Source organism: Laedolimicola sp., assembly GCF_051972735.1.
Classification (GTDB): domain Bacteria; phylum Bacillota; class Clostridia; order Lachnospirales; family Lachnospiraceae; genus Laedolimicola; species Laedolimicola intestinihominis.
In genome coordinates this window covers 12,155-36,506 of the sequence record NZ_JBOKYU010000024.1, presented here as the reverse complement: position 1 = coordinate 36,506, position 24,352 = coordinate 12,155, and the positions used below count along the sequence as shown (strand labels likewise).

Genomic DNA, 24,352 nt, shown 5'->3' with positions numbered 1-24,352 from the left:
ATTCTGCGGTGTGCCCTCGCTGCGTCCGGCCAGAATGCCCACGCCCTTCAGCTTCGTAAAAGGATGCTCCTGATTGGATGTCAGCTTCAGACGCGGATCTGCCAGTGTCACATCGGAAATCGTTCCGTTATTTTCGGCAAACAATCCCAGGTAGCCGGTATCATGCCCGGTATCATGCCCTGTTCCATAAATTGTACCCGCCGTTTTGTTATCCAATATGGAAGAAGCTCCCAACTGCAGATTGGAAAGCAGGGTTTTATCCCCTTCTCCCTTCAGCATTGCATCCTTTGAAAGCTGCGGGATCGTCGGAAAGTCCGTCACTTCACTGCCATTATCCGACCAGCAGGGCTTTGAGATCGAACCCACGCCCTCCGGCTGCAGACTGTACAGGCCGGTTCCCACCGCAGCCCAGTCCATGTTTTTGGCTGTCAGGGTATAGGTTACCTGTCCACTCTGATTTCGGTAACGGATATTGGACAGATGGCGCCAGGTGCAGATTTCCACGGATGTCCCCTTGGTTTCGTCACCGTACAGGGTCTGCGCTGTATTGGATGCCACGACCTCACTGTCCCGGTATTCCTGGGTCAGCTTCACCCCCGGATCACTTCCCGCGTAGGCTGTTGCCTTGACCGTGGCGTAAATATTCTGATTTTGTCCAAGCTCTGACGCCACCTTCGCCAGACGTAAGATACTGGTGCTTTCGGTCTCTTCGATACCGCTTCCGCTTTTCGCATCCAGCACACCCAGTGTCTCTGCCGACATCATAGCATCCAGTACCAGAGAGTAGCCGTTAGGGCTCTGGCTTACCGGGAAGTCCCAGGTACCTTTCTCATTGCCGTCCTTATCCAGCAGGGTAAAGGAAGCCATCTCTGAGGTGGATCCGCTCTTGCCGTCCCATCCCTTTGTACCCATATCGTTGGGAGACATCATGAGGCTGAACAGTTTGGTTTTGTCGTCGGCCTTATAGAAGGTCAGCTCATAGCTGACTGCATTCTTGATTTTCGCGTTGGAGGACCAGTTCAGGGTCAGCTTTTCACTGTTTAAGAGGCTGATGGTGGTGATACGCAGGCGCACCGGATCCAGCGCTGCCACATTGACTGTATCCTCCACGGAATAGTAACCCAGCAGACGCTTCTGCCGACTCTCATATTCCCGCTCCTTCATGGTCAGGTAACCGTCCGCGTCTTTCTCCGCATAATTCAAGCCCTTGCACCTGGTTCCATAGAACGCAGAATAGACCTCGCCCGATTCCATATCGATCTCAATGGCGACGGCCCCGTTTAAGAAGCTCTTATCATAGGCAGAATCATCCAGAAGCTGCAATACCAGCTTGCCCTCTTCCGATGGGCTCTGATAGCTGTCCGCGTCCAGCGTAATCGTATAGATACGGCCATTCAGCTTTGAGGCTTCCTCAAACACAGCCGCTTCTCCATTCTTTTTTACTTCCCTCTGAAACTGTTCCCACTGTCCGGAGGAACGATACCAGGTCAGCTTCGACTCTGCCGCCAGATACACGGTCCGGGCGTTGGATTCATTTTTTCGAAACTCCGCAATTTTCCAGTATTTAATAAAAAAAGGAACCGCGATTGCTGTGATGATAGCCATAATCACCAATACAACTGTAAGTTCCGTCAACGTAAAGCCTTTTCTTCTGTCTTTCATTCTCTATCATCCCGTAAAACCTTTATCATTTTAAAGAATATCATTTTTTAATATAACAAAAAGCACTGGGATTGTCCAGTGCTTTTGCGGGTTGTAATTACAATCTGTAATGTTTTCTCCGGAAATAATTTCTAGTGAACTGCGCCTATCAGCTCGTTGATATCGGCCACCTGATACTTCTTCATGTAGGCCAGAATGCCCTCGGCGGTCTCTTTTGCCGCGTAGGGATTGGCGAAATTGGCGGTTCCCACGGATACGGCGGTGGCTCCGGCCAGGATGAACTCCCTGGCGTCGTCGCCGTTCGTGATGCCGCCCATGCCGATAATCGGCAGCTTCACCGCGTTTGCCACCTGGTAGACCATGCGCACGGCCACGGGCTTTACTGCCGGACCGGACATGCCGCCGGTCTTATTGGCGATGGCGAAGGTACGGCGGTTGATGTCGATCTTCATGCCGGTGATGGTATTGATGAGGGACAGCACGTCCGCACCGCCTGCCTCTGCCGCCCGGGCCATCTCGGTGATGTCCGTCACATTGGGGCTCAGCTTCATGATAACCGGCTTTTTTGCGTACTTCTTCACAGCCTTTGTAATGGCTTCCAGGGCTTCCGGCTTCTGGCCGAAGGCAATACCGCCCTCCTTCACGTTGGGGCAGGAAACATTGATCTCCAGCATATCCACGTCCGCGTCGGACAGACGCTCCACCGCGTCACAGTAGTCCTCGGTGGTCTTGCCGCAGACATTGACGATGATTTTGGTATCAAAGCGGCGGATCTTCGGCAGATCCCGCTCCAAAAATACGTCCAATCCCGGGTTCTGAAGCCCGATGGCGTTCAGCATGCCGCTTTTTGTCTCGGCGATACGCGGGGTCGGATTGCCGGGCCAGGGTACATTTGCCACGCCCTTGGTTACTACGGCTCCCAGCTCGCCCAGGTCGTAAAATTCTCCGTATTCGCCGGCGGATCCGAAGGTTCCGGAGGCTGTCATCACCGGGTTCTTAAGCTCTACTCCGGCCAGATTTACACTTGTCTTGTATTCCATAGCTCTTCTTCCTCCGGTTACAGTTCGATTTCGTCAGCCGCAAAGACCGGACCGTCCTTGCAGATGCGCTTATTTTTCACATTGGTGTGGGCGTCCACGTCCTTGGACTTACAGACGCAGGCCAGACAGGCTCCGATGCCGCAGGCCATGCGCTCCTCCAGGGACAGATAACAGTCGATGCCCTGCTCTTCGGCGTAAGCCTTCAGGGCCCGGAGCATGGGGCCGGGGCCGCAGGCGAAAATGGCGTCCGCAGTCAGGCCATTTTCTTTGATGGCGTCCAATACATTTCCCTTTGTTCCGGCACTTCCGTCCTCAGTGGCTACCACAAGTTCTGCGTGGCGGGACAGCTCGTCCTTCAGGAACAGGTCTCCGCCCCGGTAACCGGAAACCACGATTTTCTCCCCGGGAAGCTGCCGCGAGAGCTCCACCATGGGCGGTACGCCGATGCCGCCACCGATGAGGAATACTTTTTTATAGCCTTTATCCAACGGGAAGCCATTGCCCAGGGGGCCCACCAGACGAAGGGTGTCGCCCGGGCCGTAGCCGGAAAACTCTGCGGTTCCCGCTCCTGCTGCCCGGTATACCAGCCTCAGGGATTTATTTTCTTTATCGATCTCGCAGATGCTGATGGGCCGGGGCAGAAGTCTCGACTCATCATGGCAGTAGACGGACACGAACTGGCCCGGTCTCGCCTCTTCCGCGATATGCTCTGTCTGAAGCCACAGGCTAAAGATGCCCGGGGCAATCTCACGCTGCTCTTTTACAAGCGCTGTCTCCTGATATTTCATCGCGTTCTCCTATCTGGCGTTCAGCGCGCCGCTGATGTCGGCTACCATGTCTTCCACCGCCGCGCGGGAAGCGTCGCCGAAGTTTTCCGCGCCGAATTTTGCGTACTTCTCCTGCTTGTATGCGGCAATGATGCCTCTGGAGGAGTTGACAATGGCTCCCAGACCGTCCTCATTAAAGAAGTTCACCAGATCCTTGCCCTTTCCGCCCTGGGCACCGTAGCCCGGCACCAGAATAAAGGTCTTCGGCATGAGCTTTCTCAGCACTGCGCCCATCTCCGGATAGGTAGCGCCGACCACTGCGCCGATGTAGCTGTAGCCGGACTGGCCTACATGCTCTTCACCCCACTGGGCTACCTTCTCGCCCACCAGCTCGTAGAGCGGACGGCCATTTACCAACTGATCCTGGAACTCGCCGCTGGACGGATTGGAGGTTTTTACCAGGATAAACAGACCCTTATTTTCCTCTTTGCATACCTCGATGAAAGGCTTTACGCCGTCACTGCCCAGGTACGGGTTTACAGTGGCGAAATCCTCGTCGAAGGGAACGTAACATTTGCTGCCCACCTGTACCTTGCCCAGATGGCCCACCGCATATGCGGCAGAAGTGGAACCAATGTCGCCGCGCTTGATATCGCCGATGACTACCAGGTCTTTGGATTTGCAGTAATCGATGGTCTTCTTATATGCCTTCAAGCCCTCGATACCGAACTGCTCATACATGGCGATCTGAGGCTTTACCGCCGGAATCAGGTCGTAGGTCTTGTCCACGATCTCCTTGTTGAACTGCCAGATGGCCTCTGCTGCTCCCTCCAGGGTCTCGCCGTACTCCGCGAACGCCTTCTTCTGGATGTGCTCCGGAATGTAGTTCAGCATCGGATCCAGTCCTACCACGATGGGGGCTCCGGTCTTCTGAATCTTTGCAATCAGCTTATCAATCATTTTACGTTCTCCTTCGTTTTATAAAGTTATGGTTTCTGGTCTCTGCGCTTCTCCCGCAGGTCCGTTTAAGAAATTATATAGTATTTTTTTATAGAATGCAACTGTAAGGATCCTCTGCGCCACCTAATAATTCCGCGGCATCCAGGCCTTGATATAGATACCGTCCTCCCGATATTCCTCTTCCAGCACCTGTCCGTACCTTCGAATCCGCTGGATATCCCCTGCCTGGGCGTAGGGAAACAGCTTCTCTACCTGTACCCGGCTGTTACGAAGCTGCTCTTCCAGCACTTCCTGCAGCTCCTTAAGTCCCGCGCCGGTTCCGGCGGAAATGCCGATGGCGCGCACCGCGTTCGGATCCTTCGGAAGCTCGCTGCCCGCCGCCAGATCCCGCTTGTTAAACAGGGTGATGACCGGCCTGCCCGCGATACCCAGACGATCCAGAGTCTCGTAGACTGCCTCCATCTGGGCGTCCATCTGCGGACTCACGCTGTCCACTACGTGAAGAATGTAATCGGCGTAGCGGGCCTCCTCCAGGGTGCTCTTAAAGGCCTCCACCAGATGATGGGGAAGCTTCCGGATAAAGCCGACCGTATCCGTCAACAGAATCTCTTGGCCGCTTGGCAGCTCCATCCGGCGGGTGGTGGGATCCAATGTGGCGAACAGCTTATTTTCCGCCAGGATACCGGCTCCGGTCAGGGCGTTCAGCAGGGTAGACTTGCCCGCGTTGGTGTAGCCTACAATGGCCGCCACCGGCACACTCTCGTTCAGGCGCTTCTTTCTCGCCGTATCCCGGTGAATCTGCATCTCCTTCAGTTCCCGGTTCAGTCTCGCAATGCGGCTCTTAATCAGCCGTCGGTCCGTCTCCAGCTTCTTCTCGCCGGGACCTCTGGTGCCGATACCGCCGCCCAGTCTTGACATGGCGATACCCTTTCCGGTAAGCCTTGCCAGACGATAACGCAGCTGGGCCAGCTCCACCTGCAATTTTCCCTCGCTGGTGGTAGCGTGCTGTGCGAAGATGTCCAGAATCACCAGGGTCCGGTCCATAACCTTCAAATCCAGTTCCTGCTCCAGTCCCCTTAGCTGGGCCGGAGTCAGCTCATCGTCGCAGATGACGCCGTCCGCGTGCAATTCTGCCGCCAGCTCCCGGACCTCGTCGATCTTGCCGCTGCCGATATAGGTGCCCGGATGCATGCTTTCCCGGTTCTGGATGACCCGGCCTACCGCCTCCGCCCCTGCGGTGTCGGCCAGCTCTGCCAGCTCATCCAGGGATTCCTCCACATTTTCATTTTCCCGGGTGCAGACGCCGACAAGGATGACGCGCTCCCGGGCTGCCTCTTTATTTTCATATAACTCTGCCCAAATTTATCCTCCGTTATCTCCGGTATCCGTTCCAGTAAGCCCGGTTCATGGTACAGCGAAGCACCAGCCACCGGGGCAGCTTCCGATAACTCTTACCCATCCTGTAACCCAGGAACTTCCAGCCGCTCTGCCACACCAGCGTCACGATGAGCCAGGGTTTCCTGATCCGCAGGCAATGGGCCGCCGTCTTCTTCACTAGCCGGATGCCCTCGCCCTCCGACGCCACGCCGCCGAAGATCTCCGGATGCTCGGCCTGGGATACGGCCAGATCAAAGTTCCGGTGGAACTGTTCGAGCCCGCTGTAATTGTGGGAATGGATGACCCGGGCGTCCGCCGCGTAGGCGATGGCGTAACCGGCCTTAATAAGCCCGCCCGCATAAATCATATCCTCGTTGAAAATGGTTTTTCTGATAAAGCCTCCCCGGTTTACATAAGTTTCCCGTTCGTACATGGCGCACACATTGGAACAAAAAAAGGTCTTGATGCCAAGTGTGTCCAGATCCGCCGCCGTTTTAACCCGGGACTCCTCCGGATAGTTAAAGATCCGTGTATAGCGTTCCAGCTCCCGGCAATCCGGCCTGGCCAGCTGCCTCGCGTATGCCGCCTTAATCTGCGGTTCCGTAAAAGCTGCCGCCAGACGCTCCACCAGATATTCGTCCGCCGGAAGGGCGTCCTGAGTCAGAAAGAGCAGGTAATCCGCATCAGACAGGCGCGCGCCCGCGTCCCGGGTGCCGCCGTGATCAAACTCACTTTTGTCCAGCTCGTGAATCTCTGCCCCCGGAATATCTTCCGCCATGGTTCGCATATCTACTTCCGTACGTGTATTCATAATGATAATCCGCCGCAGCGGACGGCTCTGCGCCATCAGCCGCTTCAGAAGCTCCCGGAACTCTGCCCCCGGACGGTAAGCCGGGATAACCGCGTCGATAATCGCTTCTTTTTTCATACTTTCCCTCTCTGAAAAAATGGACGAGGCCTACTCTCCCCGTCCATTTTTATTCCGTGTAATTATTCCGTCGATTTCGCCGTTACGCCTGTGTCAGAGATAATCTTCTCATTGATCTTCAAGACTGTCGGTGACGGATAATAATCTTCCTCTCCAAACAGGAACTTGTGAAGCTCCATTACATTCAGCTCCAGATCTGCAGGCACGACCATATCCTGCTTATGGATCTTCTTATTCTCGATATAGGTCGGGAAGCCTCCGCTCTCGCCCAGCTCGTAGGACATCATATTGGCCGCCATTCCGATCATGGTCGTCTTCGGGATATTCGTGGATACCAGCGGGAATACCTCGTCCACAATCTTGTTAATCGTACCCAGTCCTGCGCTCTTTGCCTTCTCGACAATCTTACTGATAACCATTCTCTGACGTTCCGTACGCTTGAAATCACTTCCTGCTGTATAGCGGATGCGGCAGTAAGCCGTCGCCTGCAGTCCGTCCAGAGTCTGCAGTCCCGGTCCTTCCAGGAACGGGCTGTAGTGATCCAGATAATCCTCGGAAATCTCAGTCGTTTCGTACATATAGGCGTTGACATACTCCCACTCATCGTCCTGTACATCGATGTCAATGCCGCCCAGGGCGTCAATGGTCTTGATCAGGGCCACAAAATCTATGCTGACATAATACTGGATATTCAGATCCAGGTTGGTGTTCAGCATTTCCATAGCCTGCTTGGGTCCGCCGCTCTTGTAGGCCGCGTTACATTTGCCGTAGGTGTCGTCCGCCCGGTTCAGATAGGTATCGCGGTATACGGACATAAGCTTGACCTCTTTGGTCTCGTTGTTGATGCTGGCGATGATCATGGTGTCGCTTCGATTGCCTGCGCCCAGCTCGCCGATCTTACGGGTATCAATACCAAACAGGGCAACATTCGTATAGCCCTTCAGGAGCTTGGCTGTATCCTCGTCCATATCTTCATTGACGACCACGTCGCCGATATTCTCACTCTGGAGCTTGTCAAGCTTCCCTAAGCCCCAGACGCCGACGCCGAGAATCAGGATCAGAAATACCTCCAGAACAAGGATTCCGATCATGCGCTTTTTGCGCTTCGCCTTTTTATGTCTCTTTGCCATTCTGCGCTTTTCTTCCGGTGTATGGGCGGTTCTGCCCTTACTGTGGGAGCTGTGCGCATGTGCATTACTGCGGGTGTTGCGACTGCTGCTGTTTCGACGTGTGCTGTGTTCCTCGTCCCGTCCCCTCGCGTTTCTGCCTCTTGTATCTGCCATACGTGTAAAATCCTTTCCTGTGTTCTGACACCTTAATAGGCATTCTTGTTGACGAAGCCTTTGAAAATCGTCAGAAATAAGATTTTTATATCAAACCCCAGCGTCCAGTTCTCAATATAGTAGAGATCATATTCGATACGCTTGCGGATCGAGGTATTGCCCCGGTACCCATTAATCTGGGCCCAGCCGGTCATACCCGGACGCACCTGGTGTTTAATCATATAACGGGGAATCTCCTCCCGGAACTTTTCCACAAAAAACGGGCGCTCCGGACGGGGTCCCACCAGACTCATGTCCCCTTTTAAGATATTAAAGAGCTGCGGCAGCTCGTCTATGCTGGTCTTGCGGATAATCTTTCCAACCTTTGTGACACGGGGATCGTTCGGCACGGTCCAGGCTCCCCGTTCCTTCTTGGGCGACTGGACGTCCATGGAGCGGAACTTGTACATCTTGAAGTTCCGGTTATGAAGTCCCACACGCTCCTGGGCATAGATCAGAGGTCCCGGAGAGGTCAGCTTGATGGCGATGGCTGTCACCAGCATAATCGGCGAAAAGATGATGATGGCACAGACTGCCCCCACCAGATCCACCGTTCGCTTTACAAATGCATTGAATGTATTGGTCAGAGGCACATGGCGGATATTGACCACCGGAAGCCCCATCAAATCCTCCGTGTACGGACGGGTCGGGATGATATTATTGTAATCCGGAATGAACTTTGTATGCACGCCGGATTTCTCACAGACCGCCACGATATGCTCCAGCTTGGAATACTCGCTTAAGCCCAGGGTAATGGCAATCTCATCCGGCTTGGCCTTCTCCAGAACTTCTTCGATCTCCTCAGTGCGGCCAAACACCTCCACGCCCCGATACTTCATGCCCTGTTCCACATTGTCATCCAGAATCCCCATGATCTCATAGCCCCATTCCGGATTGCCCTTGATGCGGTCAATATACTCCTCCGCCGCGCGGCTGTAGCCCACCAGAATCATGTGCTTCTGGTTGAATCCCTTCTTCCGCAGCTGGTGCAGGGCCAGACGGATGGAATTGCGGGCCATGGCTTCCAGCACGATGTTGATGGCGTAGAAATAAAACAACATGGGACGTGAGAAGTTCGTCGTAAACTCGGTATTCCAGCGCAGTAAAAACATAGCCATCATAAAAATACCAAGCCCCAGCGTATTAGCCTGTACGATCTTCTCCAGCTCCACACGCTTTCTTCTGACACTCTTGGTAGTATACATGCCAAAAGCCGCGTAAAGCGCCAGATATCCCGGCACCAGCGGAATCAGAATCAGCATATAATCCTGGAATACAAAACCGGATATATGATTCAGTAATTTAAACTGGATAGTCCACGCCAGCAGATAGGCTGCCGCGACCACCAGCGCATCCACCAGCACGTGAAGCCGGTTAAAATGCTGCTGATTATCCTTTATCACTACTTCTCACCCACATTCGGCTTCAGCAGCAAGTGCTTCAGCCTGTACTAAACGATTATTTTTCTCGCTATATTCCGCCAGAGCTCCCACTGGAGTCTGGCATACGCCGGGAAATGCTTCCACATAAAGCGGACCTTTTTCTCCCGGTCGCAGGTACAGATTCCCTTAAGAATCCCCCGGGCGTAAGTGCCGCCCAGCTTCTTCTTACAGAAAAACAACTGCTTTGCCCCAAATCCCACCAGCAAAAACGGCAGATTCAGCACCAGCTGAAGCAGGGGCATATTCTTATAGATAATCCATATATTATTCCGTGAACTTAATGTCACCTTAAATTCATTATAACGGGAACCGCTGGTTCCGCTTCCGGCGTGCAATACCCTGGCCTTTGGTACGTAGAGATTCCGGTATCCGAAGATACGCGCTCTCCAGCCGATGTCGATATCCTCCAGATAGGCGAAATGAGCTTCGTCAAAATACCCGATTTTTTCAAAAAGCGCTTTCCGGTAGACCGCCGCTCCCGCACAGGCCGCGAATACTTCGTCCTGTTCTTCATAATCTGCGGAAGGCCTATCTTTTCCTCTCGCAAATGCCCAGCCGAGGGCGCAGTAAAAATTGCCCGCGTCGTCCAGCTTCAACGGATCCTGAAGCTGAATCAGCTTGGCCTGGGCTGAAAATGCCCTCACATCTGCTTCCAGAGCCCCCACCAATGCGTCCGTAAAGCCCGGCTCCACCTCGGTATCATTGTTCAAAAGAATCACGTAGGGCCGCGTCGCCGCCCGGATGCCTTCATTGACTGCCCGGGCAAATCCATAGTTCTGATCCATGGCCAGCACACGCGCTTCCGGGAAATGCTCTCTGGTATATTCGAGGCTTCCGTCCTTTGACGCATTGTCCACCACGATAAGCTCCGCTTTCGGCGCGTCCCGGAGTACCGCCTGCATGCAGGCTTCCATAAAAGCCATTCCATTGTAATTGGGTATCACAATGGATACCTGACTGTCAGCCTTCATACAACACCGCCCAGGGTTCATAGTAGATATGGTAACCGGATTCTGTAAGCTTCGTCGCCAGCGTCTCCACAGACACCTCTCCGCCCTCCGGCACACAGGTCTTTAAGATATCCGCCCGCACCATAAAGCAGTCCGTCGGCTGCTCCAGCTCCTGCTGCAGCACCGCCCGGTGATTGTATCCGGTATATCCGTATTTCAGACCCTTCATTCCATCGGAAAAGGGGTCCTTCACACCGCGCATCCGGATATCGCCTGCCAGCCGCTTCCGCGCGTCGTACACCCGCGCGCAGGCCAGCCCCGTATCGGGACGGTCACAACAGGCTTTCAGCGCCTCATAAAACTGCGCGTTTACCCGCGTATGCTTCTGTCTCTGATTCCGAACATGCATAAAAAGCACATAACGATCTTCCGGGTTAATTGTTACGGAAATATTACATACCTTACCATAATATACAACGTTTACACCTGTTTGTCCATCAAATTTTTCGAAAGAATTCTTTAAGATAGATGGAACGCCCGGATAGCAGACCCTGTAAAAGCCGTAATTATCCGTATTTTGCGGGGTTCCCATGCGTCCGGTCCGGGCAAGATGGGCCGACACCGCCCGCTTTCCCGCTTCATAAGCATAAAGCTTGCTCTCGGGGTTCGTGGCCGTTGATGCCTCGTGGCTGCGCCAGGAATACAGCACCTTCGCCACATGCAATATCTGCTCTGCTTTTTCTGTACAGCGGAAGATAAAGTCATGATCCTGGGCTCCGTCGAACTCCTCCCGAAAGCCGCCCACCTCCAGGGCAATGGAGCGCCGAACCACGAAAAAGTGACAGATATAATTATTGCTTCGCAGATATTCCTGATTAAAGTCCGGCTTGAAATGGGGCTGAAAATGACGGGTCAGTTCCATATTGACCTTATCCTCGTCCGTATAAACCGCGTCTGCGCCGTCGCTCTCGTTGAGTGCCTCTACGATCTCAAAAAGAGCCCCCGGAAGCAGCAGATCGTCATGATCCAAAAGGCCCACATAATCGCCGGTCGCCAAGGCAAGCGCCGCGTTGGTATTGTCAGAAATCCCCAGATTTTCCGTCAGATGCCGATATTTTATCCGGGAATTCTTCTTTTCATATTCTTTTACTGTCTGTTCGACCTTATCGGAAGGACTGCCATCGGCAATACACAGCTCCAGATTTCCATAGCTCTGGTCCAGTACGGAGTCGATCATCTGCCGCAGAAAGTTCTCCGGCGTCTCATAAGCCGGAACCAGAATGCTGATGCACGGCTCATACGCGAACTTCTTTTCCCGCTGGCGCGCGTCCTCCTCCGCGTCCGGAAGCTGTTTCAGAAGCCAGTCATTGTAACCGGCCTCGGCTGCGTTCCGTCGCCTTCGCTCCATAATCTTCCGATAAAGCCGGGCGAGCCCGTACTGCTTTATATACCGCAGTCCGCGCCCGCCAAGCCGCATGATTTTTCCCATATTTAGAAAGTTACCTCGCCGTCGTGGGCAATCAGGGAAGCTGTCATTACGGTATCCACCGCAGCGACCTCTTTCACAAAGGCGCCCTCTTCCTTCACCTGTACCTCGACTACCATATCCAGGGCGCCTGCTGTCAGGTTTCTGGATTTTACTTTGTAGAAACGGCTGTATTTCTTTACGATATCCAGAATCGCGTCCTCTTTATCCGCATCGGTCACATTGACCACCAGCATCATGGGTGCTCTGGAAGCCGGCAGGTTCTCCAACACCAGAATCAGAATCGTCACCACCAGACAGGTCAGAAGCGCTACCTCATAGAGACCTGCGCCGCAGATGATACCGATACTGATGGACCAGAACAGGAACACCAGATCCATCGGATCCTTGATGGCGGTACGGAAACGCACAATAGACAGGGCGCCGACCATACCGAGGGAGATTACCAGGTTGGACTGCATAGCCAGAATGATGGCCGCAGTAATCACGGACATGGCTGCCAGAGACACATTGAAGCCCTTGGAATAAAAGGACTTTCTGGTCACCAGGCGGTAAATCAGAAATACATAGCAGGCCAGAATACAGGTCACTGCAAAGGTCGCCATAATCCGTCCGGCAGAAATGTCCATGCTGGTAAAGCCTTCGAGAAATGACTTTTTGAATACATCTTTAAATCCCATTTTTCATATCCTCCATAGTCTTTTTATGAATTCTTTATTTTAATCCGGTATCCCCGTGAAGGAGTACCGTCTGCATAGGTAGTATTTGGAATATGCCGTCTGCTGTAAGCTGTCAAGCTGCAGATTCCGGTATATGTAATCCGGCAGGAACTCGTCGTATTTGACCTCCAGAATATTCCGCCCCTTCGGCATAATGGGCCGCATGGGCGGCTGCTCCGTCAGAAACAGGCTCGTATAGCCGGAAGAACGGATATTCAGATCCAGCGTAATACGGGTGTTGCCCAGGGGATCCACATAGGGAATTCGGTCATACTCTACGATAATCCGGGGTCTTAAGAGTCTCGTCCTCATCTGCAGGTTCAGCTTCTGCAATACCGGCGGATAAGAAGGATCCATTGGAAGGGGTCTTCCGGCCATCAGCTCCCTGCACTGCTCCTCAGTCAGGCGGCAGGAAAGCTTCTGGGTCATGCCGTGTTCCTTCCGCTTCAGTTCCAGGCTGATACGCCCCGTACCGGCATTGTAGATGCGGATCCGGAATTTTTCTCTCGGATCGCTGCCGATCTCATTTTCCTTATAATAGCTGTTATAGTAATCGTCAAAATACAGACTGCGGATGTGATACATACCGTCCGCGCCCACGTGACTGTCCGGCTTTATCAAACCCTGAATCCGGTTTTCCAGAAGCGCCTGCTGCGCCGCCGTAATCACATACTTTAATTCATGCCGATAATCCATGTTTTCTCCTTTAGAGCGAGGCCTATTCGTATCCAAGCCCCATGTATTCCTCCAGATTGCCGCTAAAATAATAATCCAGGATGCCAAACCGATAAAAGGCCATCCGCTTGAACAGGTCGTAATTCTGTCCGCTGCTGCTGTCCGGCCAGCGTTCTTCATTCCTTGTGTAAGCGCCGGAATCCTGCACCTGATGTACAAGGTCGTCGATACGCTCCGTCAGATTTTCCTCTGAGAAAACGCCGGCCCGCAGCTCCTTCCATGTCCGGTTTACATAATCTCTTGTTTCGTCCACGTCAAGCTCCACCAGACGGTCGCCGTAGGCCCAGTTGATCCGCTCGGAATAAAGACCGGTAAACAGCCCTACCTTCCACACGCTGTCTCCGTCCTCATTTTCACTTAAGGCGTCTCCCCAGGTAATATCCATATCCCAGGGCGCAAAGTACAGCTTCGGACCGCTCGCAGTCTGCTTTGCCACATAATACATATTTTTTCCGCGGTTGTCAATGCCCAGCACCGCCTGAAGGAAAATCCAGACGTTCAGAGCACCCTCCCGATCCGTAAGAGCCGAGGCCGTCTCCCGGAATTCTTCATCTGTGGTCAGATCCCGCAGCTTCAGATAGTCAAGCAGTGGCTCCCAATCGGAACGCCCCACCGTATCCCGCTTGCCCTTCAGCTCATAGCCGTCCAGATTCTGACCATACTCAGGTTGATTCAGAAGCTCCTCCGTAGGCAGGGTCTGCGGCGTCACGGACTTGTAGGAATACTCCTCCGCCTTGCCCTCGTTCAGCTTCGCGCGGTTCAGCTGCTTGGAATCCACCGGCTCCGCCAGCATATAGAGTCCCCAGTATTCGTGGTTGAAGAAAACCTCCACATAGGTCATCCGGGTGCCGAAATAAGCGCTTGGGAAATCGCTTCTCACCGCGCCGATTTCACTCCAGAGATCCGCGTTCAGCTTGTCGCGGATCTTGGAAGAATCTGTATACATGGCGTTCAGAATCCACTCATCATCCGAACGCAGGCCGAACAGAGATTTTTTATCTGCTACAATATCGCCGCTTTTCTTCTGCTTTTTCAGGGTCAGCTTGTACCCCTTCTTCGGATACATGCGGCTGGTATTGCCGCGGATATGGGCCTCCAGAATGCTGGATGAGGTCCAGTTTATCTTGGTGGTATTATCCCAGAAAAAGGCGCTTCCGCCAAAAACTTCTGTGTCCGCGCTTTCTGCCGTCTCAATAGAAATGACCGGAAGGCCGGTGGCCACCACCTGACAGACCTGATATTCCCCATCCTTTACTGCATAGAAACAGAAGGCTTTTCCCGTCCGGATGGCTTCCTGCTTGTCCGTGTCGGCCATATCTTCCTCAAAAAGGAGCTGCACGCTCTTATCGAGGGAGCTAAGCTCCCCACTCTCCCATACGTCCGTCTCCATATCCAGAGGCAGATAGAAGGTCGAGGTGGCGCTGTCATAGGGCAGCTGCTCTCCGGAAAACGCCAACGCCGTAAAAAACGGCTCCGCCGCCTGCGTATGAGTCGCTTTCATGGCCTTTATATCCTCCGCGTCCGCGCTCCGATAGCCCAGTGCCGGCGTAAGGAACCGCCAGCAGAAGACGCCTGTGAGGCAGCAGCCAAGCAATATCAAATTTAAAAGAAGCGCTATCTTCTTTTTCACTCCACATACTCCTCCAAATCCAGATAGGAAAGCGGATCGGCCATCTGCTCATCCAGAAAGGTCATCCGATCACAGGCAAGCTCTTTCAGGCTCTCATAGTCGGAATTATGTCCGCCATTTTCCCAAATAGCCTGATCCCGCTCAAAGGCTCCGGAATCCACCACGCTGTGGGCATACGTATCTATATGCTCACAGAGCCACCCGTCGGAATAGACGCTTTCCCGCAGCTCCTTCCATCTGGCCGTGACCTTCGCCCGGGCGTCGTCCACGTCAAGCTTCACCAGACGGTCGCCTATTTTCCAGGCGATGCGCATGGTCAGAATGTCTTCCGAGAACCTGGTACGGTTCCCCGCATCAAAATCGTGTACATTTCCCCAGGTATAATCCATGTCCCAGGGCATGAAACGAATCTGATACCGGTCGTCCGCACAGACCGCCGGATAGAAGATATTCCGCTGAATATTATCCATGCCGATGACAGCCTGAAGATAGAGCCAGACGTCCAGCGCGTTATCCACATCGATCAACTCCCCGATATGGGCCGCAAAGGTCTCGTCGTCTGCCCCCAGATATGCAAGGTATGTGTCGAGGACTTCCCGATGGGCTTCATCATCCGCGCTGTGATTTCCCTTCAGCTCATAGACCTCCGGATCCTTCTGCTTGTACAGATACTCCTCCGGATTCTTTCCGTTTTCTTTGGTCAGACCCAGCTGCTTGTAGTCCACCGGCTCCATCAGACCGTAGATACCGCGGTATTCCCCATTTTGAAAGACCTCAATGTATTCCATATGATAGCCATAAAAACCGGTCGATTCAATACCCAAAGCGCCTGATTCGTTCCATATATCCTGGGAAAGCTTATCACGTACCTTCGAGTCCTCACTGTACATGGCATAGAGCAGCCACTCGTCGTCGGTCCGCATTCCCAGGAAGGACAGCTTGTTTTTCCGCAAAGCGCCCGCGCCGGTCTGATTCTGTCTGTACAGGGTCATTTTGTAGGATTTCTTCGGGTTCAGGCGGCTGGAGCCGCCCCGGATATGGGCGCTCATGACACTTTCCGTCACCCAGTTTTCCTTGGTGTCCGCCGCATAGAACCGCATGGTTCCGTAGATCTCGTCGTAGCGGATCTCCTCGCCGCTGTCCGTCGTAAGGCTTATCATGGGCAGTCCTGAAAATACCACCTGTACGATCTCATAATTACCGCCCTTCACCGCCAGCAGCCGATAGGCCTTACCGGTCTTTACGGCCTCCTGCTTATCATCAAGCAGCGGATTGTCCAGAAGATAAAGCTCAACGCCGTCCGCTCCTGTGAAGCTTCCGCTCTCCCAGGCGGAATTGTCCATGTCCACCGGAATGTACCAGGTCCGGCTCTCCACATCGCAGGGCAGCTCTCCGTCCGCGAAATAAAGCCCGGTAAGCAGCCGTTTCTCCCCTTCCACCGGCGTCAGGCTTTTCATCAGCTTCTCCGCCTTTTTCACAGTCAGCACCTGGGAATCCAGCGCAGATACCGGCACCGGAAACCTTATCAGCCAGACGGAACTGATAAGGAGCAGCACAAGGCAGACAGCCAGTGCTATCCTTTTCTCCCTCATATCTGCTCCTTTCTGAAAGCGCTTATTTTGCTCAGTGCTTTTCGATAAAAATTTTACGTGTAATAAAGTTGTAAACCATCACCACTGCGGTCGCGAAAATCTTCACTACCATGTACGCGTAACGGGAATATGCCGCCAGCAGGCTGCTCTGATCCATCAGACCCTCCAGCCAGCCGGTACCTGCCCACATAAGGAGCTGGTTGATACCAAGGCCAATCAGGCTTAAGACTACAAAGATACCGAACTGGGCCGTCTTATTGGCATTCTTATCCGCGTCGAAGACTACGGTAATGCTTAAGATGTAATTGACTACGGTAGAAATGGTGTAGGAGCATGCACTGGAAATAAAGGATGGGATTCCCACCAGCTCAGTTAAAGCCACCATAATAAAGTAATCAATAAAGAAACACAGGAAGCCCACGGCTCCAAATTTTACAATCTGTCCGAATAATTTTTTCATTTCGTACTATTCTCCACTTTCTCTCAGTTCTTCTAAGGCGCGCGGGCTCCAGTAATCGGTGTAGAAGCCGTACACGCCCTTTTTCATATATTTTCGGATCTCCGACGGCTCGTCCACCACATGGACAAACATATCCAACTTATTGTCCGCCGCCAGGTTCACGAAGTAGGCGGTCTTCTTCCACTTGACCGGCACCGTGAAGGCTCCGAAATTCATCTCCTTGGAGTATTTGGCCGCCGCTTCCTCTGCTTCCGTCGTCTTCGGCAGCTGATAGAAGGTAAACAGCCAGTGCTTCATGGAATAAATCGCATTGATTTTATCATAATCTTCCGCATTATACAACTGCACAATCAGACGATCCAGCAGTTTTTCCTGTCCCATTTCCCTGGCCAGGGCCACAAATTTCTCCATGACCTCGGGCAAATCGGTGTTTTCATCCTGCTTCACATCGGTGATAAAATAAAGCTCCGGATGCTCCGACCAGATTTCCAGAAGGCCTCTGGCCGTCAGTGTCGTCAGGGTTCCGTAGTATTTTTCCCGCTCAAAGGTGGCCAGATCCGGAATGTGCCCGTCATAGGACACGTCGAAGGTATCCTTCTTCCAGTTGTGGCGGCAGACAATCTCACCGTCAGACGTCTTGGCCAGATCCACCTCGATGATTTTGAAGCCTTCGGAAATGGACTCCTCCAGGGCGTCCCGGGTATTCGTGTATTTATACTCGCCCGCATTTCCCAGGGCATGGGCAATAAGGCAGCTTTCCTCATACCACTGGATTTCGTGGCGGGCCAGGCTGTCGTGATCGCCCCGGCGGCACACATTCAGCCAGAATTCACCCAGCAGCTCCTTCTGTCCCTCCGGCGTGTAGGGTCCTGTCCAGTAGACGCTGACCAGCGTGGTTCCGCCCTTGAACGCCCGGATTTCGCCACGCTCCGTCACGTAGGCCACATCCGGACGACTGCTTTCATAGGTGACATTTTCCACCTGCGCGTTGGCCGGTGTGGGCTTTAGCTGAAAGGATACGCTGTCCCCCCGATGCACCAGATAATAGTACTCATTGGCCGGAAGCTCCTCCGGCAGGGAGACTTCCATGCGGACAGCCTTCTGTACCACCGTTACCGGCACCTCCGTATACACCTTCGGATTTCCGACAGCAGTCACCCGCACAGCCGTTGTGCCGGGCGTGTGTCCAATCAATACGCCCTCATCCGTCACCTCCGCCACCACCGGGTCGGAGGACTCATAGCGAAGCGCCGTATCCGCCAGCTTATTTCGCGTCCCGGCCTTTGCCGCAATGGGCGTCCGCGCTTCCTGTGTATAGCGGGTGAGCGTATATCCGTCCTCCGGCATATTTAAGATTTGGACGTCCGTGATTGCCTCCACATACAGATACTGATGAAGCCCATATCCTCCGACGCCGGCCGCCAGGATGAGGAGCGCTGTTATTATGAACTTTTTTTTCATGTCATCTCCTAAGGTGTGATAGTAAAGAGTTCGTCGATTCGGTTTTTCCGATCCGCCACGGCATTGTATTCCAGCTTCTGATAATCCAACAGCTCCTCCGGCTTTTCCGTATTTTTGCCCCAGGCTATATAGCTGTCATCCGCCAGATAGTAACCATTTTTCGTAAGGGCAGGGACCGAGTCCCAGGTCTTCAGAAGCAGCTTATCATAATCTGTGAGTTCCAGGTTGGCCGTCTCGAGAATCTTCGCCCCCAGATAATTGGCGCTGATTTTGTCTATCTCCTGACTCTCCAGCTCATAATTGGTCCAGATGATAAATGGCGTCACATACTGCTTATCCGCTTCTTCCGCTGTCAGCTCTTTCATGGATTTTCCATACAATGCTTCATAAAACCCATTTTCAATGGCAGCCTGATGATCGCCAAACATCACGATCATTGTCGGTTCCTCCACCCGTGAAAAATAATCCAGCAGATAGGCAAAGGCTTCATCTGACTTTTTCATCAGCGACAGATAGCGATCCGCCTGCTCGTATCCCGCCACATCGCCTCCGGCCTGTATTTCCTGCCGGAAATCCGGAAATGCTTCCTCATAGCCCCCGTGATTCTGCATGGTTACATTAAACACAAACAGCTTTTCTCCCGGCTCCTTTTCCTCGTAACGTTCTATCAGCCGCTGATAATCTCCCAGATCGCTGACATAATTGCGAAGCCGCTCCGCCTCCTGGAATCCGCCGCTGGAAATGAATTCGTCAAATCCCATATACTGATATACATTTTTCCGATTCCAGTTTCCCGAGATATTGGGATGCATGGCCACCGCGGTATAGCCCTGGGCCTTTAATGTGCTGACCATACCGTATTCCTCCGGATGGCAGTAAGCCTGGTACGCGCTGATTACATAAGGCAGAAGCGCCATGCTGTGGCCGGTCAGAACCTCATACTCTGTATTACTGGTTCCTCCGCCAAACACCTGCACATACAGATTACCCCGGATGGTATTATCGGTAAGACTGCTGATAAACGGAAAATACTCCTGATTCGTCTGAAAATCCCGGATAACACGCATATCCGACAGGCTTTCGTTCATAATCACAATCAGATTCTCCGGAGTGGTCTCTGAAACCGGCGTGCTTTCGTAAGAAACCGTTTCCCCGATTCGCGCTGCCTCGCTTACGGAATATCCGGCTGGCTTCTCAATTATCATAGATTTCGCCAGAATAGCCGTGGAGGTGACATAGCCGAAATCCTGATAGCTGCCCTCCAGGCTCCACCAGAATACATCGTCGTCAATTCCGGCCAGGGTGTATTTAATATCGTATCTGTAAAAAGCCAGCAGCCAGGCTGTGAGACAGAGCACATAACAGCCCGCCGCGATTCCGCGCTTTTTCCAGGTCAGCTTTTCCATGCGCAGCCGCCAGATCAGCAGAAGCATCAAAATAAGAAGCACTGCGCCGCAGGCCACTGATTTTGCGAACGTGATGTGATAATTGGATACCACTGCAGCCGCCGTCCTCCAGGCTGTCAGATCCTGCGGCAGAAGAAGAGGCGCCCCTTTAAACTGCAGCACATAATAATCTGCCGCCGCCAGAATATACAATACTACCGTCGTTCCTGCAGCCGCTGCCCGAAACCGGTTCACCGCCAGATACACCAGTATGTATAGGAAATAATAGAAAAGCAGATTGATAACCGCTCTGGGAAAACTGATATGCAGCAGATTCCCCGTTGTGGTTTCAAACATCAGATACCCGAAAGCCGGCATGGCAAATGCCGCCAGCCACTTTAATTTATCTTTCATTCGTAATTCCTCTGTCTTTTTCCTGTTACCTGCACCAGTATACCGTCTTCGCCTCCGATTGACAAGACTTCCCGCAGACGCTATACTGAACTCAGTCAAATTTTAAGAGAACAGGAAGTATTTTACATGGAAAAATTATCCTTTGTGATTCCCTGCTACGGCTCAGAAACCACAATTGAAATTGTAGTAAATGAAATCCGCGAAACCCTGAAGCAGCGCCCGGAATATGATTACGAAATCATTCTGGTCAACGACTGTTCCCCGGATCGGGTCTGGCCGCGCATCCGCGCCCTTGCCCTTGCGGATTCCCATATCACCGGCATTGATCTGGCCAAAAACTTCGGCCAGCACGCAGCCCTGATGGCCGGTTACCGGCACTGTACCGGGGATCTCATCATTTCTCTGGACGACGACGGCCAGACGCCCGCCTGCGAGCTGTTCACTCTGGTAGACAAGATGAAGGAAGGCTGGGACGTGGTCTACGCCTCCTACGCCCACAAAATGCACAGCGGCTTCCGCAATTTCGGCACCTGGATGAACGAGCGTATGACCGAAAGCCTGATTGGTAAGCCAAAGGGGCTCCGGGTCACCAGCTATTTCATCATGCGCCGCTTTATCGCCGATGAGATTCTCCGCTATGAAAATGCCTATCCCTATATCGAAGGCCTGATTTTCCGTGCCACCCGGAACATCGCCAATGTCCCCGTGACCCATCACGAACGCATGGTGGGCGAATCCGGCTATACCTTCAGCAAGCTCCTGGCCCTGTGGTTCAACGGCTTTACCGCATTTTCCGTAAAGCCCTTACGAATCGCCACCTTCTGTGGCTCGGCCTGCGCCTGCATCGGTTTTCTGTACGGAATCTATGTGGTTATCCGCAAGCTGGTAGACAGCTCCATTGAGATGGGCTGGAGCTCCATTATCGCTTCCATTTTTTTCCTGGGCGGACTGATTCTGATTATGCTGGGTATGATCGGCGAATACATTGGCCGTATCTATATCAGCATCAACAACGCGCCCCAGTACACCATCCGTCAGGTTGTGACTGCGGACAGCAGCTGCGATAAACCGATGTTTTAACTGTAAAATACGAAGATCCCCAGAAGAATCAGCACATTTCCGAGAAGCTTCTTTTTCGTGATCTTCTCGCCGAAGACCAGGCGGCTTAAAATCATCACAAGAACGAAGCCCAGCGATTCAATGACCGCGCCATTCTTGTACTCCAGACCGGCATAGCCGCCTACGGTCAGAAGCGTGGAGAGCACCATCATGCCATAGCCTATGATCACATAGGCATTCAGGTATTCCCTTATGACCGACGTATAGGTTTTGGACGCGCTCTTTTTCAGTAAAATCTGGGACAGGGACGCCACAATGACCGACGCCACCAGAAGAAGCATATATTTATTCACCATCGCTGTTCACAATCATTGTTCCTGCGAAAACAATGAGCACTCCTATGATATTTTTGACCGTCAGGGACTCGTGAAAGAAGATCACAGTCCAGACCAGCGACCACAGAATCGCCATGGAACGGTTGGCATAGGCCACGGACAGATCGCAGCGCTTGATGATCTGCTGCCATGCGATGGCATAGAATCCCAGAATCAGGATTTCCACGCCGTAATAGATAAGAAACGGCAGGCTTAAGAACGACTGGCCCGAGGCCATCTTCGCCGCCACGCTGGACAGGGTGTAAAGCATGACCACCAGCTGCAGCGCCAGAATTAATTTCGGTGAAATCTTTTTCATAAGGTTACATACTCCTTTGCTTCAGTAAGGCTTTCAAAAGCCAGGATAAAATAGCCAAACCGGGTGGAGCTGTCCGTCACGGTGCCCTCACGCACCTCCGTAAGCTCGCTGATAAAATGTATCTTTTCCGGAATCTCTCTCTTTAACTTCTCCAGCAGTTCCAAATCCTTTTTCGTGAAAATAAAATGGATGTACGCGGTCTTCGGTTCCCGCACCTTCTCAAAGGAGGGCTCGCGTCCCGCCGCCACGTCGATGACCATCCGTACGAAATCATAGCCTGTAGACAGCTCCACCAGATCCGAGCCGATGCAGTCGCCGCCCATCCGGGCTCCGATTTCGATGATGCGGACCCTCTCGCCCTCCAGCTTAAATTCTGTGTGGGAAGCGCCATTTTCCACCTTCAGGGCGTCGAGCCCCGCAAAGACTGCCTTCTGAATGGCCTCTCTCTGAGCGTCTGTCAGGGGTGCCGGCTCCAGGTGGCCGGTTTCGATGAAATGGGGCTCTCCTGTGGTGTACTTCTTTGTGACTGCCAGGAAATGATGCTTTCCCCGGCAGCTGACGCATTCACAGCTGTATTCGGGACCGGTCAGGTATTCTTCTACAATGGCCTTCTTTTCGAAGGAGTTATCCACCGAAGCCTGTAATGCTTCCGACAGTTGTCCCCATTCTTCCACCTTAGTTATCCCCCTGCTGCCGGAACGGTCCGTGGGTTTTACAATCACCGGGAGCTTCAGTCCGCTCAGATCCGCCGCTGTTGTCTCCGCGTCCGCCTCGTAAAAGCCCGGCACCGGCACGCCCGCTGCCCGAAAGGCCTTCCGCATGGCATATTTATTTGTGGAGATCTCCGTACATTCCATGCTGTTGCAGGGCAGCCCCAGCTTCCCGGCCACATAGTTGACCGTCAGCATGGCCAGATCGGAGCCGATGGAAGCCACTGCGTCGGGCTGTATCTCCCTGCATTTTTCCAGGATAACGTCCCGTTCCACGATGCTGATGGGATAAAAGTGATCAGCAGTCCGCTCTCCGATGGAACCGTCCTGCCATGCGAATACATGGGTCTCATAGCCCAGGGCCTTTGCTTTCAAAATCAACGGATTCTGGAAGCTGTTGGCGCCGATTATGACGATTTTTTTCTTATTTTCCATAGAATTCTTTTACCTTTTCCGCTATGAAGCGTACCTGTTCTTCCTTTAATCCATAGTACAACGGAAGCCGCAGAAGCCGCTCGCTCTCCTTTGTTGTGTATCGATCTTCCCCATGGAAACGGCCAAATTTCTGGCCTGCAGGAGCCGTGTGCAGCGGAATATAGTGGAATACCGTCTGGATTCCCTGCTCCTTCAAAAAGGCAATGAGCCGGGTACGTTCTTCCAGATCTGCCGCCTTGATCCAGAACATATGCGCGTTGTGCTCACAGCCTTCCGGAATAAAGGGAAGCTCAATCCTTCCCGCTTCTTTCAGGCTTTCCAGTATTTCCCAGTATAAATCCCAGGTTTTCATTCTGTCCCCATTGATGCGATCTGCCGCTTCCAGCTGAGCCCACAGATAGGCTGCGTTCATATCGCTGGGCAGATAGGAGCTTCCATAGTTCACCCAGGTATATTTATCAATCTGTCCGCGGAAAAATTTGGAACGGTTAGTTCCCTTCTCCCGCAGGATTTCCGCGTTTTCAATCTGCTGTGGATCCCGAATCAGCAGCGCACCGCCCTCTCCCATGGAAAAGTTCTTCGTCTCATGGAAGCTGTAGCAGCCGTAATCACCGATGGTCCCCAGAGCCCGTCCCTTATACCAGGCGCAGACGCCCTGGGCCGCGTCCTCCACAACCGCCAGATGATGCTTTTTCGCTATCTCCATAATCGTATCCATCTCACAGGCCACACCCGCGTAGTGAACCGGCACGATGGCTTTCGTCCTCTCTGTGATTGCCGCCTCAATCAGCTTCTCATCCATGTTCATGGTATCAGGCCGGATATCCACAAAGACCGGCGTTGCGCCCCGCAGCACGAACGCGTCCGCTGTGGACACAAAGGTATAGGCCGGCATGATGACCTCGTCGCCCGGCTGAATATTAAGAAGCAATGCCGCCATCTCCGTGGCATGGGTGCAGGAAGTGGTCAGAAGAGCCTTTGCCGTTCCAGTCTTCTTCTCGATCCAGGCGCTGCATTTCTTCGTAAACATGCCGTCACCGCAGATATGCTCCGCGGAAATGGCCTCTCTGATATAATCAAATTCTTTTCCCGTAAAGGGCGCTACATTAAATCCAATCATCGTTT

The 24,352-nt window shown here is 53.0% G+C and carries 22 protein-coding genes; 1 reads left to right on the top strand and 21 read right to left on the bottom strand.

Going from position 1 to position 24,352, the window contains the following annotated elements:
* The 17 genes from ACTRC3_RS07295 to ACTRC3_RS07215 all read right to left on the bottom strand — a co-directional run.
* A partial coding sequence (locus ACTRC3_RS07295) for a type II secretion system protein (RefSeq protein ID WP_440322611.1) occupies positions 1–1,662 on the bottom strand: 1,662 nt, incomplete at its 3' end.
* A 131-nt stretch (positions 1,663–1,793) separates the two neighbouring features.
* A complete protein-coding gene (locus ACTRC3_RS07290) occupies positions 1,794–2,702 on the bottom strand; it encodes a dihydroorotate dehydrogenase (RefSeq protein WP_440322610.1) in 909 nt (302 codons plus the stop codon).
* A gap of 17 nt (positions 2,703–2,719) precedes the next feature.
* Positions 2,720–3,490 carry a dihydroorotate dehydrogenase electron transfer subunit gene (locus tag ACTRC3_RS07285; RefSeq protein WP_440322609.1) on the bottom strand — a complete coding sequence of 257 codons (771 nt, stop codon included), beginning with the start codon at positions 3,488–3,490 and terminating at the stop codon, positions 2,720–2,722.
* A 9-nt stretch (positions 3,491–3,499) separates the two neighbouring features.
* The gene (gene pyrF / locus ACTRC3_RS07280; RefSeq protein WP_440322608.1) at positions 3,500–4,429 is read right to left on the bottom strand and encodes an orotidine-5'-phosphate decarboxylase; all 930 of its coding nucleotides are present in this window, start codon (positions 4,427–4,429) and stop codon (positions 3,500–3,502) included.
* Positions 4,430–4,552: 123 nt separating this feature from the next.
* The gene (hflX, locus tag ACTRC3_RS07275; protein WP_440322612.1) at positions 4,553–5,791 is read right to left on the bottom strand and encodes a GTPase HflX; all 1,239 of its coding nucleotides are present in this window, start codon (positions 5,789–5,791) and stop codon (positions 4,553–4,555) included.
* A gap of 10 nt (positions 5,792–5,801) precedes the next feature.
* Positions 5,802–6,734, bottom strand: coding sequence for a glycosyltransferase family 2 protein (locus ACTRC3_RS07270; RefSeq protein WP_440322607.1), 933 nt, complete (start codon positions 6,732–6,734; stop codon positions 5,802–5,804).
* Positions 6,735–6,796: 62 nt separating this feature from the next.
* Positions 6,797–8,017, bottom strand: coding sequence for an LCP family protein (locus ACTRC3_RS07265; protein ID WP_440322606.1), 1,221 nt, complete (start codon positions 8,015–8,017; stop codon positions 6,797–6,799).
* A gap of 32 nt (positions 8,018–8,049) precedes the next feature.
* The gene (locus tag ACTRC3_RS07260) at positions 8,050–9,459 is read right to left on the bottom strand and encodes an undecaprenyl-phosphate glucose phosphotransferase (protein ID WP_178038451.1); all 1,410 of its coding nucleotides are present in this window, start codon (positions 9,457–9,459) and stop codon (positions 8,050–8,052) included.
* Between the two features lie 47 nt (positions 9,460–9,506).
* Positions 9,507–10,469, bottom strand: a complete 963-nt coding sequence (locus ACTRC3_RS07255; RefSeq protein WP_440322605.1) for a glycosyltransferase family 2 protein — start codon at positions 10,467–10,469, stop codon at positions 9,507–9,509.
* The gene (locus tag ACTRC3_RS07250; RefSeq protein WP_440322604.1) at positions 10,459–11,937 is read right to left on the bottom strand and encodes a glycosyltransferase family 2 protein; all 1,479 of its coding nucleotides are present in this window, start codon (positions 11,935–11,937) and stop codon (positions 10,459–10,461) included. The genes ACTRC3_RS07255 and ACTRC3_RS07250 overlap by 11 nt, the downstream gene beginning before the upstream one ends.
* A gap of 2 nt (positions 11,938–11,939) precedes the next feature.
* On the bottom strand, positions 11,940–12,614 hold the full coding sequence (locus ACTRC3_RS07245; protein ID WP_178038454.1) for a DUF4956 domain-containing protein: 675 nt from the start codon (positions 12,612–12,614) through the stop codon (positions 11,940–11,942).
* A gap of 39 nt (positions 12,615–12,653) precedes the next feature.
* Positions 12,654–13,349 (bottom strand): polyphosphate polymerase domain-containing protein, encoded by a 696-nt coding sequence (locus tag ACTRC3_RS07240; protein ID WP_440322603.1) that lies wholly within the window; start codon positions 13,347–13,349, stop codon positions 12,654–12,656.
* A gap of 22 nt (positions 13,350–13,371) precedes the next feature.
* Complete coding sequence (locus ACTRC3_RS07235) at positions 13,372–15,018, bottom strand: CotH kinase family protein (protein ID WP_440322602.1); 1,647 nt, start codon at positions 15,016–15,018, stop codon at positions 13,372–13,374.
* Positions 15,015–16,610, bottom strand: a complete 1,596-nt coding sequence (locus tag ACTRC3_RS07230) for a CotH kinase family protein (protein ID WP_440322601.1) — start codon at positions 16,608–16,610, stop codon at positions 15,015–15,017. The genes ACTRC3_RS07235 and ACTRC3_RS07230 overlap by 4 nt, the downstream gene beginning before the upstream one ends.
* A 31-nt stretch (positions 16,611–16,641) precedes the next feature.
* Positions 16,642–17,070 carry a GtrA family protein gene (locus ACTRC3_RS07225; RefSeq protein ID WP_178038458.1) on the bottom strand — a complete coding sequence of 143 codons (429 nt, stop codon included), beginning with the start codon at positions 17,068–17,070 and terminating at the stop codon, positions 16,642–16,644.
* 6 nt (positions 17,071–17,076) lie between these two features.
* Positions 17,077–18,531 carry a glycerophosphodiester phosphodiesterase family protein gene (locus tag ACTRC3_RS07220; protein ID WP_440322600.1) on the bottom strand — a complete coding sequence of 485 codons (1,455 nt, stop codon included), beginning with the start codon at positions 18,529–18,531 and terminating at the stop codon, positions 17,077–17,079.
* Positions 18,532–18,539: 8 nt separating this feature from the next.
* Positions 18,540–20,330 (bottom strand): LTA synthase family protein, encoded by a 1,791-nt coding sequence (locus tag ACTRC3_RS07215; protein WP_440322599.1) that lies wholly within the window; start codon positions 20,328–20,330, stop codon positions 18,540–18,542.
* A 126-nt stretch (positions 20,331–20,456) separates the two neighbouring features.
* On the opposite strand from ACTRC3_RS07215, the gene ACTRC3_RS07210 reads away from it, so the two are divergent.
* Positions 20,457–21,410 carry a glycosyltransferase gene (locus tag ACTRC3_RS07210; protein ID WP_178038461.1) on the top strand — a complete coding sequence of 318 codons (954 nt, stop codon included), beginning with the start codon at positions 20,457–20,459 and terminating at the stop codon, positions 21,408–21,410.
* Here the strand turns inward: ACTRC3_RS07210 and ACTRC3_RS07205 are convergent.
* The 4 genes from ACTRC3_RS07205 to rffA are packed head-to-tail and all read right to left on the bottom strand — an operon-like array spanning position 21,407 to position 24,347.
* A complete protein-coding gene (locus ACTRC3_RS07205; protein ID WP_349163237.1) occupies positions 21,407–21,745 on the bottom strand; it encodes an EamA family transporter in 339 nt (112 codons plus the stop codon). The two genes, ACTRC3_RS07210 and ACTRC3_RS07205, sit on opposite strands and share 4 nt — an antisense overlap.
* Complete coding sequence (locus tag ACTRC3_RS07200; RefSeq protein ID WP_178038463.1) at positions 21,735–22,082, bottom strand: EamA family transporter; 348 nt, start codon at positions 22,080–22,082, stop codon at positions 21,735–21,737. The genes ACTRC3_RS07205 and ACTRC3_RS07200 overlap by 11 nt, the downstream gene beginning before the upstream one ends.
* Positions 22,079–23,227, bottom strand: coding sequence for an ATP-grasp domain-containing protein (locus ACTRC3_RS07195; protein WP_440322598.1), 1,149 nt, complete (start codon positions 23,225–23,227; stop codon positions 22,079–22,081). Before ACTRC3_RS07195 ends, ACTRC3_RS07200 begins: the two co-directional genes overlap by 4 nt.
* Positions 23,217–24,347 carry a dTDP-4-amino-4,6-dideoxygalactose transaminase gene (gene rffA, locus ACTRC3_RS07190; protein ID WP_440322597.1) on the bottom strand — a complete coding sequence of 377 codons (1,131 nt, stop codon included), beginning with the start codon at positions 24,345–24,347 and terminating at the stop codon, positions 23,217–23,219. The genes ACTRC3_RS07195 and rffA overlap by 11 nt, the downstream gene beginning before the upstream one ends.
* Positions 24,348–24,352: the final 5 nt, after the last annotated feature.

Coding starts and splice junctions, on each gene's coding strand:
- ACTRC3_RS07290 (WP_440322610.1), bottom strand. CDS start 2,702: ATGGAATACAAGACAAGTGTAAATCTGGCCGGAGTAGAGCTTAAGAAC.
- ACTRC3_RS07285 (WP_440322609.1), bottom strand. CDS start 3,490: ATGAAATATCAGGAGACAGCGCTTGTAAAAGAGCAGCGTGAGATTGCC.
- pyrF (WP_440322608.1), bottom strand. CDS start 4,429: ATGATTGATAAGCTGATTGCAAAGATTCAGAAGACCGGAGCCCCCATC.
- ACTRC3_RS07270 (WP_440322607.1), bottom strand. CDS start 6,734: ATGAAAAAAGAAGCGATTATCGACGCGGTTATCCCGGCTTACCGTCCG.
- ACTRC3_RS07265 (WP_440322606.1), bottom strand. CDS start 8,017: ATGGCAGATACAAGAGGCAGAAACGCGAGGGGACGGGACGAGGAACAC.
- ACTRC3_RS07255 (WP_440322605.1), bottom strand. CDS start 10,469: ATGAAGGCTGACAGTCAGGTATCCATTGTGATACCCAATTACAATGGA.
- ACTRC3_RS07250 (WP_440322604.1), bottom strand. CDS start 11,937: ATGGGAAAAATCATGCGGCTTGGCGGGCGCGGACTGCGGTATATAAAG.
- ACTRC3_RS07245 (WP_178038454.1), bottom strand. CDS start 12,614: ATGGGATTTAAAGATGTATTCAAAAAGTCATTTCTCGAAGGCTTTACC.
- ACTRC3_RS07240 (WP_440322603.1), bottom strand. CDS start 13,349: ATGGATTATCGGCATGAATTAAAGTATGTGATTACGGCGGCGCAGCAG.
- ACTRC3_RS07230 (WP_440322601.1), bottom strand. CDS start 16,610: ATGAGGGAGAAAAGGATAGCACTGGCTGTCTGCCTTGTGCTGCTCCTT.
- ACTRC3_RS07225 (WP_178038458.1), bottom strand. CDS start 17,070: ATGAAAAAATTATTCGGACAGATTGTAAAATTTGGAGCCGTGGGCTTC.
- ACTRC3_RS07220 (WP_440322600.1), bottom strand. CDS start 18,531: ATGAAAAAAAAGTTCATAATAACAGCGCTCCTCATCCTGGCGGCCGGC.
- ACTRC3_RS07215 (WP_440322599.1), bottom strand. CDS start 20,330: ATGAAAGATAAATTAAAGTGGCTGGCGGCATTTGCCATGCCGGCTTTC.
- ACTRC3_RS07210 (WP_178038461.1), top strand. CDS start 20,457: ATGGAAAAATTATCCTTTGTGATTCCCTGCTACGGCTCAGAAACCACA.
- ACTRC3_RS07205 (WP_349163237.1), bottom strand. CDS start 21,745: ATGGTGAATAAATATATGCTTCTTCTGGTGGCGTCGGTCATTGTGGCG.
- ACTRC3_RS07200 (WP_178038463.1), bottom strand. CDS start 22,082: ATGAAAAAGATTTCACCGAAATTAATTCTGGCGCTGCAGCTGGTGGTC.
- ACTRC3_RS07195 (WP_440322598.1), bottom strand. CDS start 23,227: ATGGAAAATAAGAAAAAAATCGTCATAATCGGCGCCAACAGCTTCCAG.
- rffA (WP_440322597.1), bottom strand. CDS start 24,347: ATGATTGGATTTAATGTAGCGCCCTTTACGGGAAAAGAATTTGATTAT.